The sequence below is a fragment of the Enterobacter cloacae complex sp. S1 genome, assembly GCF_014930525.1.
GTDB classification, from domain to species: Bacteria; Pseudomonadota; Gammaproteobacteria; order Enterobacterales; family Enterobacteriaceae; genus Enterobacter; species Enterobacter hormaechei_C.
Genome location: NZ_JADBRE010000017.1, coordinates 1 through 16,698, shown reverse-complemented (window position 1 = coordinate 16,698; position 16,698 = coordinate 1). Strand labels below are relative to the sequence as shown.

Genomic DNA, 16,698 nt, shown 5'->3' with positions numbered 1-16,698 from the left:
TCCCGTACTGCCTCTATACTGGCCCGCGTTGCGTTCCAAATAACCTTAGTATCTACAGGAGAATCATATGGTTCTGGTAACTCGTCCGGCTCCGGATTTTACAGCTGCCGCCGTTCTGGGCAATGGTGAAATCGTTGAAAACTTCAACTTCAAACAGCACACCAACGGTAAAGCGACCGTTCTGTTCTTCTGGCCAATGGACTTCACTTTCGTTTGCCCGTCTGAGCTGATCGCGTTCGACAAACGTTACGAAGAATTCCAGAAGCGTGGCGTGGAAGTGGTTGGCGTCTCCTTCGACTCTGAATTTGTACACAACGCATGGCGTAACACCCCTGTCGAAAACGGCGGCATCGGTGCAGTGAAATACGCGATGGTTGCGGACATCAAACGCGAAATCCAGCAGGCTTACGGTATTGAACATCCGGACGCTGGCGTTGCACTGCGTGGTTCTTTCCTGATCGACGCGAACGGCATCGTTCGTCACCAGGTTGTGAACGATCTGCCGCTGGGTCGTAACATCGACGAAATGCTGCGCATGGTTGACGCGCTCCAGTTCCACGAAGAGCACGGTGAAGTGTGCCCGGCTCAGTGGGAAAAAGGTAAAGAAGGTATGGCGGCTTCCCCAGACGGCGTAGCTAAATACCTGTCTGAGAACGTATCCAGCCTGTAATCGGCACGGTTTACGAAAAAACCCGCGAATACGCGGGTTTTTTTTGGCTTATGCTGCGCCGTCTTTTTTTACCTCGCGCCAGATGCGCCATGCCATACCCGCAAGCACCATCACCCCCGCAATCAGTACGCCCCAGACCATCAGCGTTTTCATTCTGCTTTCCTGCTCAGCCGCAGACGTCGCGGTTAAACGCGACTCGCCGCCCAGCGGGACAGGTTCCAGCGTATCCGCCATCGGCAGGGCTGCCAGATCGTAGGTTTTACGCAGTTCGGTCGGGATCAGCATATTCGTCTCCACGCTCGCCGGTTTCGCAGCCCCGTTCCCCCACGCGAGCAGGTACGGCCCCTTCCCCTGCGCGTTGAACACCAGATCGTAGCGCACGCGTTGCCCGGTTACGCCAGGCAGATTCTCAGGCAGCCGCGCATTGAGGGTCTTAATTTTTACCGCCTCGACCAGCCCGCCAGGAAGCGGAACAGGTTCAGACGTTTTGCCGCCGAGCTGGTAGATCACCTCTTTTTTCAGCGTATGCCACCGATCCTTATCCGCCTCCCGCCAGGCTATTTCTGCCGGGAGAACGCCGTCGCCATTCAGCATGAAGCCGATCGCACTCAGAGGCTGAGGATGCGTCCAGCGCCACACGGCTTCGCTTTCGGATAGCCGCTCCCCCTCTCCCGCCAGGCTAATGTGCTCTGATTCCGGCTGCGCAGGCGCGTTAATCGCGTTGACGCCGGTTAACGTCAGGGCAGAACGCCCCGTGTTCAGCACCAGCAGCAGATAACGATTCCCCTCAGGAGATAACACCAGATCGGTATCGATGCGGTCGAGCTTCAGGCGATCCTGTCCACTCATCACGTCCAGCAGGGGCATCTCTTCGCGCAGGGTATACCAGTTTTTCAGATCCTCGCTGTAATAGACCGATGCCGTCCCCTGCCACGAGCCCTGCGGCGTGTCCCAGAAAAGCTGGAGCTGAGAGAGCGGAACCTCCGTCGCGTTTTCCGGCAGGGTCAGCAGATAGTGCTGTCCGGCAGCCGCCGCGTGTTGCCCTTCCAGCACAATTTCCACGCCGTTTCTGGCCCGTAGCATAATTTTATCGCCGCTGTCCTCTTCTCCGCCCGGCGAGGCGTTAAGCGCAAAGAGGCGCAGCGCCGTGGTGGTCGGTGCCGGCTGCGGACGCGTCGTGGTAACCAGGCTGAACGGTACCGGCTCGCCCGACTGATTAAACACGCGCACGTCGCGCAGATCGGGCGATGTGCTCTGCTGATAAACCGCCAGCGGCAGCATGACCCGATACCACGGCGAAGAGGCAGAGGTATCAAGGGACAGGCCATAGGCATAATCCCGCGGGGATTCCGCTGGCACGCCCTCGCTGAATGCCGGACCGGCCACGGCCAGCAGTGCCGCACAAACAACCGCGTTCATCCATTTCATTTTTCTTCTCCTGCTTTAGGCGGTAGCGGCGAGAAATAGCCCACAATCAGGACCAGGATCGCCACGCCAATAAACGCGACGGCGCGCGCCAGGCCGCCACCGCCCGCGCTGTCCACCAGCATCAGTTTGAGCATGACCACCGCCAGTAGCGCCGCACCGCCAAGCCACTGCTGACGGGAGGCGTGACGGGTGGCGCGGATCATGACCACCAGCGCGCAGAACATCCAGAACAGGGCAAAGGTGGTCTGGATAAGCCGCGAATGCCACAACGACTCCATATTCCAGGCCACCTCGCCGTACCACGCCAGCGCGCGCAGCAGTGCGCCGTTAAGCCACCAGAAACCCAGGGCCATCAGCACAACGGCGGGCCACGGACGGGACTGCGCAAGCGATGCCGGATAGTAGCGATCCACTGCCCGATAAAACACCACCAGCCCCAGCAGCGCGAACGCCGCCCCTTCCTCAAGCGGGTTCACCAGCGGCAGCCAGGTCTGTTGATAGACCACACCGTCCTGCAAATTGGTCACGACCAGTAATACCACCAGCGCCACAACCACAGGGATCGCGGCAAGGCAGGCGTAGAGCGCAGGCCATACCCGGAACGGCCACCCGCGACGCCGCACGGCCGCGGAGAGCGCCATAATCACCCCACCGCCAACAGCCATCGCAATGCCGCTTCCCCAGGCCGCCATGCCCCACGGCAGGGAGCGGGCAAACCAGTAAAGCTCGGCGGCTATGGCGAGTAAAATCATCCACACCAGCGACAGATGCAGCCCCATTGAGATGCGCGGCAGAAGTTTATCTTCGTCGCACCGCAGCAGCATCAGGGCGGCAGGCAGCGCAATAGCCCAGGCCAGATTTGCCCAGCCGGCCGCCAGGATTTGCTGTTGCCAGACCTGATACAGCACCATCAGCAGCATCACCGGCCACAGCAGCCATTTGCTGGCATCCAGCTCCCGCCACGCCAGACGAGCGGCGGCCTGCCGCCATCCCCAGGCCGACGCCGCCGTCAGCGCCAGCACGCCTGCCAGAACCGATAACTCCTGCTTCAGGAACAGCTGAGATGCGCCCAGCTGCGCCACTAACCAGAACAGCAGCCCACCGGCCAGCAATGCCCAACTGCCCGGCTGCGCGATTTTCTGCCACAGCCAGGCCGCAGCCAGCCAGCAAAGACTGAGCACTGCGAAAATAAGCAGCAGGCTCAACGAGGTGACGCCGTCCATTTGCGCCCATATCGCGCTGCCGAGCGCCAGCACCAGCAGCGCCGTCCCGCTATAGCTCATGCGCCGCTGCTGCTGTTGCACGCCCAGCCAGAGAATACCCAGCCCTTCCAGCGCCCAGGCCATCGCCGTCCAGCGCGCTGAAAGCGCCAGCGGAATGGCAAGCGTGGCAAACCCGCCGCCGATCGCCAGCGCCGCCATAACCAGTGGCCGCCCGACAGACGGATAGCGTCGCAGTGCGAGAAACGCCAGTGAGAGATAAAACGCACCATAGCCCAGCGCGCTGAGCGCCGGGCCGTACGTCCAGTGAGACGTCATGCCATACTGCATCCCAAAACCAATCAGCGGCGGAGCAAACAGCAGTACGCCGTCAATAATCTGTTTGCCTTTTTCCTGCGCCCGCAGCGACAGCGCCACGCTAAACACGCCAAAAATAAGCGTATTAGCAATCAGGAACAGCTGACAGATAGCATAGTCTTCAGGCTGGTAGTCGCTCAGCCCCCATACCCCGCCAACGCCAAACGTGAAGAGCAGCCCGAGCAGGTTGAGCTCGCGCCAGTGCTGCCAGATGCTGATGACGAGAATGCCGATGGATAACAGGAGATAGAAGGAGAACAGCGCCACAAAGCTACCGCCCCCGGTAGACAGGAGCAGCGGCGCAAGATATCCGCCGAGGCTCGCCAGCATGGCAAGGCTCAGCGCCTTTTGCAGCACGGCCAGCCCGACGCTCGCCGCGCAAATCACCACCAGCAGCGCAAACGCCAGCGTCATCGGCAGCATTTGCCACAGCCGGAATGCGCCAAAGACGGTCAGATAAAGCACGCCGGTCGCCCCACCCTGGAGGATCAGCGCGTAGATCCGCTGCCTGTGCCGCAGCCGCCATCCAACGGCCAGCAGAACCATGGCAAACAGCGCCGTGGCGGCAAGACGCAGCTCAAGCGGAAACAGTGAATGTTCAACGGTATAGCGCAGCAGGAAAGAGAGGCCGAGGAAGAGCAGTACAATCCCCAGTTTTGCCAGCGGATTGCCCTGCATAAACCAGCGCGTCAGCGAGGACAGGATACCGCCAAAGGCGGAAGGCCGTTTTGCCGCCGGTACACGCGCTGGTTCTGCTTGAGTGACGGGCGGTTCGGGACGCCAGGGATCGACAGGTGCGGTAACGGCTTCTGCCACCGACGCTGGCGTCTCCACCGGCGCGGCGGTCTGCACCGGCTCCGGCGCTTTCTCAGTGACACCGCGCTGCTCAAGCGCCTCAATGCGCTGGCGAAGCCGGGCGATCTCCTGCCGCGCCGCCGTGCTTCGGTTAAAACCTATCACCGCGAGCACGGGTGCCACGACCAGCGCAAAAACCAGGAACAAACAGCCAAGGATGTAAAGCTCGTCCATGTTTCCACCTTCACCGTAAACGATCCGCTAAGATTGACACAAATCGTTGCATTTGCGCCATCTTAAAAGGTGAAAACCATTCTGCCTGCGCTTAGCTGCCGAACCAGACCGCAGCGGAGATCGCGGGCAGCGTGAGCACGCTCTCCTGGAACGTCGCTTTACCCTCTTTGATCTTCCACGTTTTACCGGCCAGCAGCGGTGAATCTTCCAGCACCACTTCACACGCCTCGCCCCGGTTGATCGCCACCAGCACGCGCTGCTGGTTATAGACGCGGACAAACACCACTACGTTATCGTGGGCGTACATCACCTGACAGCCCCCGTAGCGCAGGGCCTGACTCTGCCTGCGCAGCGTCGCCATACGCTGGTACAGGCTGAACAGATCCTGATCCTGTTTTTCACTCTCCCACGGGAAGGTTTTACGGCAGAACGGATCGTTATTCCCCTCCAGCCCCACTTCATCGCCATAGTAGATGCAGGGTACGCCCGGCCAGGTAAAGAGCCAGGTCACCGCCAGCGGCAGACGCGCCACATCTTTACCCAGCAATGATTTAAAGCGCGCGGTATCATGGCTGTCGAGCTGGTTAAACATCCGCAGCTGCTGCTGATGCGACAGGCCAGCGCGATAGTTTTCCATCCACGCCATGCAGGTTTCGGCGTCGATATGCTGCGGATCGTAAGAGATATCGGTGTTAGCGAGGAAACCCCACAGCGGGAAGGTGAAGCCGCGATAGTTCATCGCCGCGTCTTCTGCATCAGCCTGCAACCACTGACGCGCGTCGCCAAAGTGCTCCCCGAAGACGAACGCTTCCGACCGGGCCGCTTTTGCCGACCGGGTAATGGCGGCGACATGTTGAAGGTTATTCCGCGCCCCGCCTGATTCACCCAGCATATGCACCACATCCAGCCGCCAGCCGTCCATGTTCCACGGCGCTTTCAGCCAGTGGCGCACGATGCTGTCGTCGCCGCCGTAGATCTCATTCACCAGCGATGGCGACTGGAAATCGAGCTTCGGCAGGCTCGGGTAGCCCAGCCAGTCCAGGGCGCGGCCATTCTCATCAAAACTGTACCAGTCACGCTGCGGTGAGTCAGGATTATGGCATGCGCCGCTCATCGACTGATTATGACGGTCAAACCACGCGTGAGAATCACCGCTGTGATTGAACACGCCATCAAGGATCAGGCGCATACCTTCTTTTTGCGTGTTGTGTCGCAGCCGCAGCAGCGCCTCGTCACCGCCAAACTGCTCGTCAACGTGGCGGTAGTCCTGCGTATCGTATTTGTGCACGCTTGGCGCTTTAAACACCGGGTTCAGGTACAGCGCCGTGACGCCGAGCTTTTTCAGGTACGGCAGTTTTTCGCTGATACCGTCGAGATCGCCGCCGTAAAAGGTCGATCCCCCCGCCTGGGCGGTCAGCGGCTCGTCCCATTTTTTCAGAATGATGTCGTGACCGACCGCATGATGGTAATAAACCTTGTCCTGAACGGCGTTGCGCTTTTCGCTGCGCGCAAAGCGGTCCGGGAAAATCTGGTAAAAGACCTGATCGTTAACCCACTGCGGGCCGCTATCCGGGTGATCCACGGCAAACTGCTCCAGCCGGGCCGGAGGAAAACGGCTGAAGCCCTGCGGGGTAAACCACAGCTGCCGGTTGTTCCACAGCAGCTTGAAGCCGTAGCGGCGACGCGGCTGCCCGCTGCGCAAATCGATATTTGCCCGCCACGCCGTGACGCCCGGCTGCGGCTGGCTGCGCACTTTGTGCATTTTCAGCGACGTTTCTTCGTTATCCACTTCGGCGCGCAGGGTCACACGTTCAGGCTGATTGTCCCCTGCCAGCCAGAGCGTAATCACAAGGTTGTCTTTGTTTTGCTTAACAAATGGGGCAACCGGAAGGTGCCAGGCGTTTAACATCACGAATCCCCTTTGATGAAATTGACGTCACCTTGCCACAGGGTGATTAAAGATAGCTCATCGTGTTCGGGATTATTGGGGGAGGAGAACGGAGGAGGAGATTTTTTCCAGGGCAAAAGGGAGTGTAGGCCGGGTAAGCGCAGCGCCACCCGGTATTTTTACCTTACTGTGCTTCCGCCAGCTGACGATCGCGGCGACATTTAAACATCCAGCCCACCAGCAGCAGGACGATCCACGCGAAGCCCACGTACAGGGAAATACGGGTATCCGGGTGATAACCAATCAGGCCAATGATGAAGACCAGGAAGATGAGACCGACAATGGTCGTTGGCACGCCGCCCGGCACTTTAAACTTCAGCGCTTTGGCCTCTTCTGGCGACAGGCGGCGACGGAACGCAATCTGCGACAGCAGGATCATGATCCACACCCACACGGTGGCGAAGGTCGCCAGTGACGCAATCACCAGGAAGACGTTCTCCGGCATGATGTAATTCAGGTAAACCGAGAACAGCAGCGCCACGGTCATGACCAGCACCGTTACCCACGGGGTGCCGCGACGCGACGTTTTGGCAAACACCTTCGGCGCACTGCCCTGCTCCGCCATGCCGTGCAGCATACGACCCACGCCGAACACGTCACTGTTGATGGCCGACAGCGAGGCGGTCAGTACCACAAAGTTGAGAATGCTGGCGGCAAACGCAATGCCCATATGCTGGAAAGTCAGGACAAACGGGCTGCCGTTGGTGCCCACCTGGTTCCACGGGTAGATGGACATAATCACAAACAACGTGCCCACGTAGAACACCAGGATACGCATCGGCACCGAGTTGATGGCGCGCGGAATGGACTTCTCCGGATCTTTCGCTTCCCCGGCGGTGATGCCGATAATCTCAATACCGCCATAGGCGAACATGACCATCTGGAGCGACATGACCATCCCGAGCCAGCCGTTGCTGAAGAAGCCGCCGTTGCTCCACAGGTTATGGATGCCGGTTGGCTGCCCACCGTTGCCGATACCCCAGATGATGATGCCGAAACCGGCGAGGATCATGATGATAATGGTCGCGACCTTGAAGAAGGAGAACCAGAACTCCAGCTCGCCAAACACCTTCACGCTCATCAGGTTGACGGCGCAGATGATCAGCACCACGCTCAGTACCCAGATCCAGTGCGGCACGGCGGGGAACCAGACCCCCATATAGATGCCAAACGCCGTCACATCGGCAATGGCGACAATCAGGATTTCGAAGCAGTAAGTCCAGCCGGTGATAAACCCGGCCAGCGGGCCTAAGTTTTCTTGTGCGTAGCGGGAGAAGGAACTGGCAGACGGGTTGTGAACCGACATCTCCCCCAGCGCACGCATGATGATATAGGCCGCCACGCCGCCGATGATGTAGGCCAGCAGAACGCTTGGACCGGCCATTTTGATGGCATCTGCCGAGCCATAAAAAAGACCGGTGCCGATAGCCGAGCCCAGCGCCATAAAGCGGATGTGGCGGGTGCTCAATCCACGTTTAAGTTTGTTAGTGCTTTCCATTAAAATCTTGCCATTCAACACGAAAAAAACAAAAAACCACGGGGCCTTAAGCCCCGTGGTTAAACAATTTGTTGCCGTTGATTAATGGGCGTTGGATGTCACCTGACGCCCTGCCGCACGGTCCCAGATAATCGCCAGAACCAGCGCTACAACGGAAGGCATCAGCCAGGCCAGGCCCTGCTCGGACAGCGGCAGACGCTGTGTCCAGGCTGGCAGGATTTCTGCAAATGCTGATGCTTTGATCCCGTCAAGGATACCAAAAATCAGGCTGATAAACATGGCCGGCGCAATAATTCGCGTCGAGTTATGCCACCACGGGCGGGTGAAGCTCAGCACCACCAGCACGATACATGGCGGATAGATCGCCGTCAGCACCGGAATTGACACCTGAATCAGGTGGCTCAGACCGAGGTTTGACACCGCCATGGAGAAGATGCCGAGGATAAACACCAGCGTGCGGTAAGAGAGCGGCAGATACTGAGCGAAGAACTCCGCGCAGGCGCAGGTCAGACCCACCGCCGTCACCAGACAGGCCAGGAAAATCAGCGCCGCCAGCAGCATGCTGCCTGCACCACCAAAGGTATGCTGCACGTAAGCATGCAGGATCGCCGCGCCGTTTGCGCTCTGATCGACCAGCGTTGCGCTATCTGAACCCAGACGGAACAGCGCCAGATACAGCAGCGTCAGGCCGACACCGGCCATCAGGCCAGCCCAGATGGTGTAGCGAGTCAGCAGGCGCGCTTCGGTCACCCCGCGGGAACGCGCGGCGTTAACGATAACGATACCAAACACCATCGCACCGAGCGTATCCATTGTCAGATAGCCGTTCACGAAACCGTTTGAGAACGCCGCGTTCTGGTAAGCGTCCATCGCGGAGCTGATGGGCCCCGCAGGCCAGATGATGGCCGCAACCGCCAGCACGATCAGCGCCACAATTTTCAGCGGAGCCAGGAAGTTACCTACGGTATCCAGCAGTTTGCCGGGATAGAGAGAAACCAGAATCACGATGGCGAAGTAAATGAGGCTGTAAATAAACAGCGGCATCGCGCCGTCACCGGTCAGCGGGGCGATACCCACTTCAAAGGAGACGGTCGCCGTACGCGGGGTCGCGAACAGCGGGCCAACGGCCAGATAGCAGACGGTTGCCAGCAGAACGCCAGCCACTTTGCCAATCGGGGTGCTGAGGCTGTCCACACCGCCACCGACTTTCGCCAGCGCGATAACGGTCAGTACCGGCAGGCCCACGGCAGTAAGCAGGAAGCCAAACGCAGCCGTCCAGACGTGTTCACCCGCCTGTAAGCCAACCATTGGAGGAAAAATGATGTTGCCTGCGCCAACGAACAGCGCAAATGTCATAAAGCCCAGCGCGATAATGTCACGCGATTTCAAGTGATGGGTCATAAAACCTTACTGCCTGTGGATGTGGTGTTGAATACGTTGAGATTTTCGCCATCCCTCACGGGACGATACAGCGGAAAATTTGCTCAATTTCAGCGGGATATGCTCCCGTCCTGGCGTGGCGAAGAATAGTTTTTCGATTTACCACGCAAATACAGTCGGTCTGACAGTATATGGGGGGCAATTTAAACGCTTATAACGTTTAAAGGCAAGAAGGGATCGTGAAACCAGAACAATATGCCAGCATGAAAATTCAGACCAAAATAATATGCCATGTATAAGAAAAACTCATGGCTAATCATGCGAACAAAAAAGCACCAGCCGTATAATATTCATCCGCGTTTCGCTTGACTGCAAAGCAAACGGGCCAGCAATCGCTGGCCCGTGGAAAGGTAGCCTGACACATCTGCCGTCAGGCGCTTTTTTTGGCAATTAATCGTTCCGGAATCACGAAGCTAAAGCGCGTGCCCTTACCCAGGGTGCTTTCGATATTGAGCCGGCTTTCATGGTGGCTGACGGCATGCTTCACAATTGCCAGTCCCAGTCCGCTCCCGCCGGTCTGCCGCGAGCGCGCCTTATCCACCCGGTAGAACCGTTCGGTGAGACGCGGGAGGTGTTCGGGCCCAATCCCCGGCCCGTTGTCCTCGACGCTAAACTCAGCGCCCGCCGGGGTATGCTGCCAGCGCACCGCGATATGCGTCCCTTTAGGGGTATGATTCACGGCGTTATAGACCAGGTTTGAGATAGCGCTTCGCAGCTCATCTTCACTGCCGAGCACTTTCAGCGTGTTATCAACGTCAAAACTCAGGGTGTGCTGATTATGACTCAGCGTTTGGGCTTCGCGCTCCACCACCCGCAACATCATCGGCACATCAATGATGTCGTTTAGCGCCAGCGACGGCGCAGCCTCAATCTTTGAAAGCGTCAGCAGCTGTTTGACCAGCCCTTCCATGCGGAACGTCTGCTCCCGCATGGTATGCAGTGCTTTCTCACGCGGCGCCCCCTCAAGCGTTTGCTCCTGCATCATCTCCAGGTAGCCCTGAAGCACCGTCAACGGCGTACGCAGCTCGTGGCTGACGTTGGCAAAGAAGTTACGTCTCGCGCCCTCAAGCTGGTGCATCTGGGTAACGTCCCGCGCTACCATCAGCCACTGCCGATCGCTGTAGGGCATCACGCGGATTTCCAGATGGCGACCGTTATTGAGCTTCAGATTGTGCGGGCGCGAAAAATCCCGCTTTTTCAGATACAGCGTGAACTCGGGATAACGCAGAAGGTTCAGGATGTTCTGACCATTATCATCCGGCCAACGCAGGCCCAGCAGCTGTTGCGCGAGGCCATTACACCAGAAGATTGTCCCTTCTTCTGTCGTCAGGATCACCGCGTCCGGCAGCGACTCCGCACCGCTACGAAAGCGTTTGATCAGGCTTCCCAGCTCACGACGGCGCTTTTTGTTACGCATCTGCATCTGGTGCAGGCCGTAGAGTAGCGGTTCCCAGCTCCCGCTTCCCGGCGGGGGTGTCATACTTCTGTCGACCCACAGCCACCAGGAGAGACGCAGTAAATTCCAGAAATGCCAGACGAGCAATCCCGTCACGGCCACCAGTAAAAACCACGGCAGATAGCCAAAGATAGCCCCCAGAATGAGGGCCGGAATACAACATAAGATCAGTTCAAAGACGAGCCTTTTCCATGACAGACGTTCCAGCACGCGTCACACTCCTGTCATTGTTCAGAAACGGGTCGAGAAACGATAACCCGTGCCGCGGACCGTCTGTACCATGCGATCGTGGCCGCTCAGTTCCAGTGCTTTACGCAGGCGGCGAATATGGACGTCAACCGTTCGGTCTTCGACATAGACGTTAGTTCCCCAGACGTTATTCAGCAACTGTTCGCGGCTGTAAACGCGCTCCGGGTGGGTCATAAAGAAGTGCAGGAGTTTAAACTCGGTCGGTCCCATATCGAGGGGATTTTCACCGGTCATGACCCGGTGTGAGGTAGGATCCAGGCTCAGCCCCTGCATCTCAATCACCTCTTCCACCGCCATCGGTGAAATACGGCGCATCACGGCTTTGATACGCGCCACCAGCTCTTTCGGGGAGAACGGTTTAGTGATGTAATCGTCCGCGCCGGTTTCCAGACCGCGCACGCGATCCTCTTCCTCGCCGCGCGCCGTCAGCATTACCACCGGGATATCGCGGGTCATCGCCTCGCGTTTGATATGCTTGATAAACTGCAATCCGGAACCGCCAGGCAGCATCCAGTCTAGCAGGATCAGATCGGGCCAGGGTTCATTCAGCTGGTTCACCGCGCTGTCATAATCTTCCGCTTCAACCGGCTGGAAGCCATTTTGTTCAAGCACGAAGCACACCATTTCACGGATCGGAGCTTCATCTTCTACGACCAGAATACGTCTCGCCATACTTTGCCCTGTCTTATCGTATTTAAGTTACAAGTCTGTAATGCGGCGTCATTATGCGTCAGATTTATGACAGATTTATGAAAAACATTACCACTATAAATGGCAAACTGTTGTTTTATTACAGCGGTTATTTTCCCTTCCCTGAACGTTTATAATCCTGCTTTCTTATTATTGCCACGGATCTTTTATGCGCATACTTCACACCTCAGACTGGCACCTGGGTCAAAATTTTTACAGCAAAAGCCGCGCCGCGGAACATGAAGCGTTCCTGAACTGGCTGCTGGAGACGGCTCAGGCTCACGAGGTGGACGCGATTATTGTGGCGGGCGACATTTTTGATACCGGATCGCCGCCGAGCTATGCGCGTGAGCTGTACAACCGTTTTGTGGTCAACCTCCAGCAAACCGGTTGTCACCTGGTGATTGTCGCCGGAAACCATGACTCGGTGGCGACGCTGAATGAATCCCGCGATATTCTGGCGTTCCTCAATACCACCGTGGTGGCCAGCGCCGGACACGCGCCGCAGATCCTGAAAAAACGCGACGGCACGCCGGGCGCAGTGCTGTGCCCAATTCCGTTTTTACGCCCGCGCGATATCGTGCAAAGCCAGGCAGGTCTGTCCGGCAGCGAAAAACAGCAACATCTGTTGCAGGCCATCACCCGCTATTATCACCAGCAACATACGGAAGCCTGCGCCCTGCGCGGCGATCAGGCCATTCCGATCATTGCCACCGGACACCTCACCACCGTCGGGGCCAGTAAGAGTGACGCGGTGCGCGAGATCTATATCGGTACGCTGGACGCGTTTCCGGCGCAAAACTTCCCTCCCGCCGACTACATTGCCCTCGGGCATATTCACCGGGCGCAGATCATCGGCGGCTGCGAGCATATCCGCTACTGCGGCTCGCCCATTTCGCTCAGTTTTGACGAAACGGGCAAAGCCAAATCCGTGCATCTGGTGAGCTTCACCGGAGGCAAACTCAGCGCCGTTGAGACGCTTGAGTTGCCGGTCACCCAGCCGCTGGCGGTGCTGAAAGGCGATCTGGCCGCCATTACCGCTCAGCTTGAGCAGTGGCGCGGCGCAGCGCTTAATCCCCCCGTCTGGCTCGATATCGAAATCACCACCGACGACTACCTGTACGATATGCAGCGTAAAATTCAGACGCTGACGGAAGACCTTCCCGTGGAAGTGCTGCTGGTACGCCGCAGCCGCGAACAGCGCGAGAAAATACTGCGCAACGCCCAGCGTGAAACGCTTAGCGAACTTCGGGTTGAAGAGGTGTTCGCGCGGCGGCTTGCGCATGAAGAGGTGGACGAGGCCAGACGCACCAGGCTTAACGAGCTGTTTGCGCAGACCCTGCATTCCCTCCATGACGAGGACGAAAACGCATGAAAATTCTGAGCCTGCGTCTGAAAAATCTGAATTCGCTAAAGGGTGAGTGGAAAATTGATTTCACCGCGGAGCCGTTCGCCAGCAACGGGCTGTTTGCCATCACCGGCGCAACCGGCGCGGGTAAAACCACGCTGCTGGATGCCATCTGCCTGGCGCTTTACCACGAAACGCCGCGTCTTAATAAGGTCTCTCAGGCGCAAAACGACCTGATGACGCGCGATACCGCCGAATGCCTGGCGGAAGTGGAATTTGAGGTCAAAGGCGTTGCTTATCGCGCTTTCTGGAGCCAGAACCGCGCCCGCAACCAGCCGGACGGGAACTTACAGGCACCGCGCGTTGAGCTGGCCCGCTGCGAAGACGGCAAAATTCTGGCCGACAAAGTCACGGAGAAGCTGGACCAAACCGCCGCGCTTACCGGGCTGGACTATGGCCGCTTTACCCGTTCGATGTTGCTCTCTCAGGGGCAGTTTGCCGCCTTCCTGAATGCTAAACCGAGCGATCGCGCAGAGCTGCTGGAGGAACTGACCGGCACGGAAATTTACGGCCAGATTTCCGCCATGGTTTTTGAAAAACACAAAGCGGCACGTAACGCGCTGGAGATGTGCGAAGCGCAGGCCGCAGGGGTTGTGCTGCTGAGCGAGGAACAGCAGCAGCACTTGCATCAAAGTTTGCAGGCACTTACTGACGAAGAAAAAGTCCTGCTGGCACAGCAGCAAAGCCAACAGAAAGATTTTCAGTGGCTTACGCGTAACGACGAACTGATACGTGAGCAGCAGCGTTCAGCCGCTTCGCAGCAGCAGGCGCAACAGGCTCTGACGGACGCCGCGCCCCAACTGGCGAAGCTCAAGCTGGCGCAGCCCGCCGCCCAGCTACGTCCGCTATGGGAGTATCAGCAGGAGCAGACCACCCGCCTGGCGCAGACAACAGAGCGAATTGTTGAAGTAAATACTCGCTTACTCGACAGAGCGGCGCAGCGCTCGCGTATTCGCAACGGTGCGCTGCGCAACCGTGAACAGTTGCAGACAGAACATACGGTACTGACGCAGTGGCTGACCGAACACGATCGTTTCCGTCAGTGGGGGCAGGAAATTGCCGGCTGGCGGGCGCATTTTACGCAACTGGGTCGCGATAAAAATCAGCTTGTTGCCCAGTCAGCGCGCATGGCTGAGCTTCGTCAGAAGCTGGCTGAGATGCCTGAAAGTAGGTTGACGCTGACGGCTGAGGATCTCGCGACGGCAATGGAGCAACAGGCACAGTCGCGGGCGCTCCGCCAGCGTCTGACAGCGCTTCACGCTCGCTTTCAGCCGCTGCAAAAACGGCTGCGCCAGAATGCGGAAAGCGTGCAGAAAGCGCAGGCTGAGCAGGCTAAGCTCAATGAAACGCTGATCCTGCGGCGTCAGCAGTTCAAAGAGAAAAATCAGCACTATGCCGACCTGAAAGCGCTCTGTGAGCGTGAGGCGACAATCAAGGATCTTGAGAACTATCGTGCACAACTCGAAGCGGGTAAGCCTTGCCCGCTCTGCGGTTCACGCGAACACCCGGCAGTTGTGCAGTATCAGGCGCTTGAACTGACTGACAATCAGCGCCGCCGCGACGCGCTGGAGAAAGAGGTTGCTGCGCTAAAAGAGGAAGGATTGCTGGTGCTCGCGCAGGTGAATGCGCTGACCCAGCAGATCCAGCGCGAGACAGAGGAAGCACAGGCTCTCTCTGAGGAAGAGCAAACACTCACTAAAGAGTGGCTGGAGGTCTGCGCCTCCCTGAACATAGCGCTGAATATTCAGGATGATATTGCCCCCTGGATGAGCGAACAGGAACAGTATGAACGCCAGCTGTATCAGCTCAGCCAGCGTCTGACGCTGCAAAACCAGCTCAATGAACAGGAAGGTCAGGCGCGCCAGTACCAGCAGCAGCTGACGGCGACGCGTCAGGCGCTGGCGGCCTCGTTACAATCGCTGTCGCTTAGCGTGCCCGATGAAGGGGCTGAAAGCGCCTGGCTGAGCGCGCGCGAAAGCGAATATACCCTGTGGCAGGAAAAACAGGCCCAGCACGGTACGATTCAGGAAGGTATTAACGCCCTGATGCCCATTCTGGAGACGCTGCCGGTTACCAATGATGCAGAAGCCGACGCGGTTATCCCTGAGAACTGGCGCGGCATCCACGACGAATGCGTGTCGCTGCAAAGTCAGCTCACCACCCTACAGCAACAGGAGACGCTTGAGCGTGAACGGCTCCAGCAATCACAGGCTCAGTTCAACGCCGCGCTGACCGCGAGCTGCTTTGCCGATCGGGACGCATTTCTCTCCGCCCTGCTGGATGAAACGTCGATCCACCAGCTTGAACAACAAAAGCAGACGCTGGAGAACCAGCTCCAGCAGGCCACGGCGCTTTCGGTGCAGGCAAGCCAGCAGCTTCAGGCGCACCAGGCACAGCGCCCCGAGGGGCTGGAAACCGATGCCGCAACGCTTCAGGCGCAGTTACACCAGCTGGCGCAACAGCTTCGGGACAACACCACGCATCAGGGGGAGATCCGCCAGCAGCTCAAACAGGACGCCGATAACCGTCTGCACCAGCAGGCGCTTATGCAGCAGATTGAGGAGGCGGCGCGTCAGGCCGACGACTGGGGCTATCTCAACGCGCTGATAGGCTCCAGCACCGGCGATAAATTCCGTAAATTCGCCCAGGGGCTGACGCTGGATAATCTGGTGTGGCTTGCCAACCAGCAGCTCAACCGTCTGCATGGCCGCTATCTGCTTCAGCGTAAAGCCAGCGACGCGCTGGAGCTGGAAGTGGTCGATACCTGGCAGGCCGATGCGGTACGCGATACCCGTACCCTTTCCGGCGGGGAGAGTTTTCTGGTCAGTCTGGCGCTGGCTTTAGCGCTTTCCGATCTGGTCAGTCACAAAACGCGCATTGACTCGCTGTTTCTGGATGAAGGATTCGGCACGCTCGACAGCGAAACGCTGGACACCGCGCTGGACGCGCTCGACGCGCTGAACGCCACCGGGAAAACTATCGGCGTGATCAGCCACGTAGAGGCAATGAAAGAGCGCATTCCGGTGCAGATCAAAGTGAAGAAGATCAACGGGCTGGGATATAGCAGGCTGGACAGGGAGTTTGCGGTGCAGTAAATGGGGGGATGATGCGCTCTGCTGCCCTCACCCTGGCCCTCTCCCTGTGGGCTGAGAGTTCCCCACAAAATAATGCCTGCACAGACGGCCCCCTCTCCCTTGAGGGAGAGGGCTGGGGTGAGGGGGAACATACGGCTCTGGTGGTCATTCCGTTCACGTTATGTTCCTTGCTACTCTGTCACGACATGACCGGTGAACGTGCCAGGGTGG

Annotated in this window: 11 protein-coding genes; 4 read left to right on the top strand and 7 right to left on the bottom strand. The window is 58.3% G+C overall.

Annotated features, from left to right (window positions below):
• The first annotated feature begins 67 nt into the window (after positions 1 to 67).
• Entirely contained in the window at positions 68 to 670 is a 603-nt protein-coding gene (locus IM290_RS11820) for a peroxiredoxin C (RefSeq protein WP_003859113.1), read from the top strand.
• A 48-nt stretch (positions 671 to 718) separates the two neighbouring features.
• On the opposite strand, the gene IM290_RS11815 is transcribed toward IM290_RS11820, so the two are convergent.
• The 7 genes from IM290_RS11815 to phoB form a co-directional block, all read right to left on the bottom strand.
• Positions 719 to 2,098, bottom strand: coding sequence for a DUF3999 domain-containing protein (locus tag IM290_RS11815; RefSeq protein ID WP_193041819.1), 1,380 nt, complete (start codon positions 2,096 to 2,098; stop codon positions 719 to 721).
• Positions 2,095 to 4,704, bottom strand: coding sequence for a DUF2339 domain-containing protein (locus IM290_RS11810; RefSeq protein ID WP_193041820.1), 2,610 nt, complete (start codon positions 4,702 to 4,704; stop codon positions 2,095 to 2,097). Before IM290_RS11810 ends, IM290_RS11815 begins: the two co-directional genes overlap by 4 nt.
• 91 nt (positions 4,705 to 4,795) lie before the next feature.
• The gene (malZ, locus tag IM290_RS11805; protein ID WP_193041821.1) at positions 4,796 to 6,613 is read right to left on the bottom strand and encodes a maltodextrin glucosidase; all 1,818 of its coding nucleotides are present in this window, start codon (positions 6,611 to 6,613) and stop codon (positions 4,796 to 4,798) included.
• A gap of 163 nt (positions 6,614 to 6,776) precedes the next feature.
• Complete coding sequence (proY, locus tag IM290_RS11800; RefSeq protein WP_017383160.1) at positions 6,777 to 8,150, bottom strand: proline-specific permease ProY; 1,374 nt, start codon at positions 8,148 to 8,150, stop codon at positions 6,777 to 6,779.
• Positions 8,151 to 8,231: 81 nt separating this feature from the next.
• Positions 8,232 to 9,551: a branched-chain amino acid transporter carrier protein BrnQ gene (gene brnQ / locus IM290_RS11795; RefSeq protein WP_193041822.1), complete on the bottom strand. Its 1,320-nt coding sequence runs from the start codon at positions 9,549 to 9,551 to the stop codon at positions 8,232 to 8,234.
• Positions 9,552 to 9,960: 409 nt separating this feature from the next.
• Positions 9,961 to 11,256: a phosphate regulon sensor histidine kinase PhoR gene (gene phoR, locus IM290_RS11790; protein WP_023315505.1), complete on the bottom strand. Its 1,296-nt coding sequence runs from the start codon at positions 11,254 to 11,256 to the stop codon at positions 9,961 to 9,963.
• Positions 11,257 to 11,277: 21 nt separating this feature from the next.
• Positions 11,278 to 11,967, bottom strand: a complete 690-nt coding sequence (phoB, locus tag IM290_RS11785; protein WP_003859122.1) for a phosphate response regulator transcription factor PhoB — start codon at positions 11,965 to 11,967, stop codon at positions 11,278 to 11,280.
• Between the two features lie 187 nt (positions 11,968 to 12,154).
• Here phoB and sbcD point away from each other — a divergent pair, with 187 nt between their 5' ends.
• The 3 genes from sbcD to IM290_RS21620 form a co-directional block, all read left to right on the top strand.
• Entirely contained in the window at positions 12,155 to 13,360 is a 1,206-nt protein-coding gene (sbcD, locus tag IM290_RS11780) for an exonuclease subunit SbcD (protein WP_193041823.1), read from the top strand.
• Positions 13,357 to 16,488 carry an exonuclease subunit SbcC gene (gene sbcC / locus IM290_RS11775; RefSeq protein WP_193041824.1) on the top strand — a complete coding sequence of 1,044 codons (3,132 nt, stop codon included), beginning with the start codon at positions 13,357 to 13,359 and terminating at the stop codon, positions 16,486 to 16,488. The genes sbcD and sbcC overlap by 4 nt, the downstream gene beginning before the upstream one ends.
• A gap of 8 nt (positions 16,489 to 16,496) precedes the next feature.
• The coding region (locus IM290_RS21620) for a hypothetical protein (protein ID WP_227009299.1) at positions 16,497 to 16,698 on the top strand (202 nt) is incomplete at its 3' end.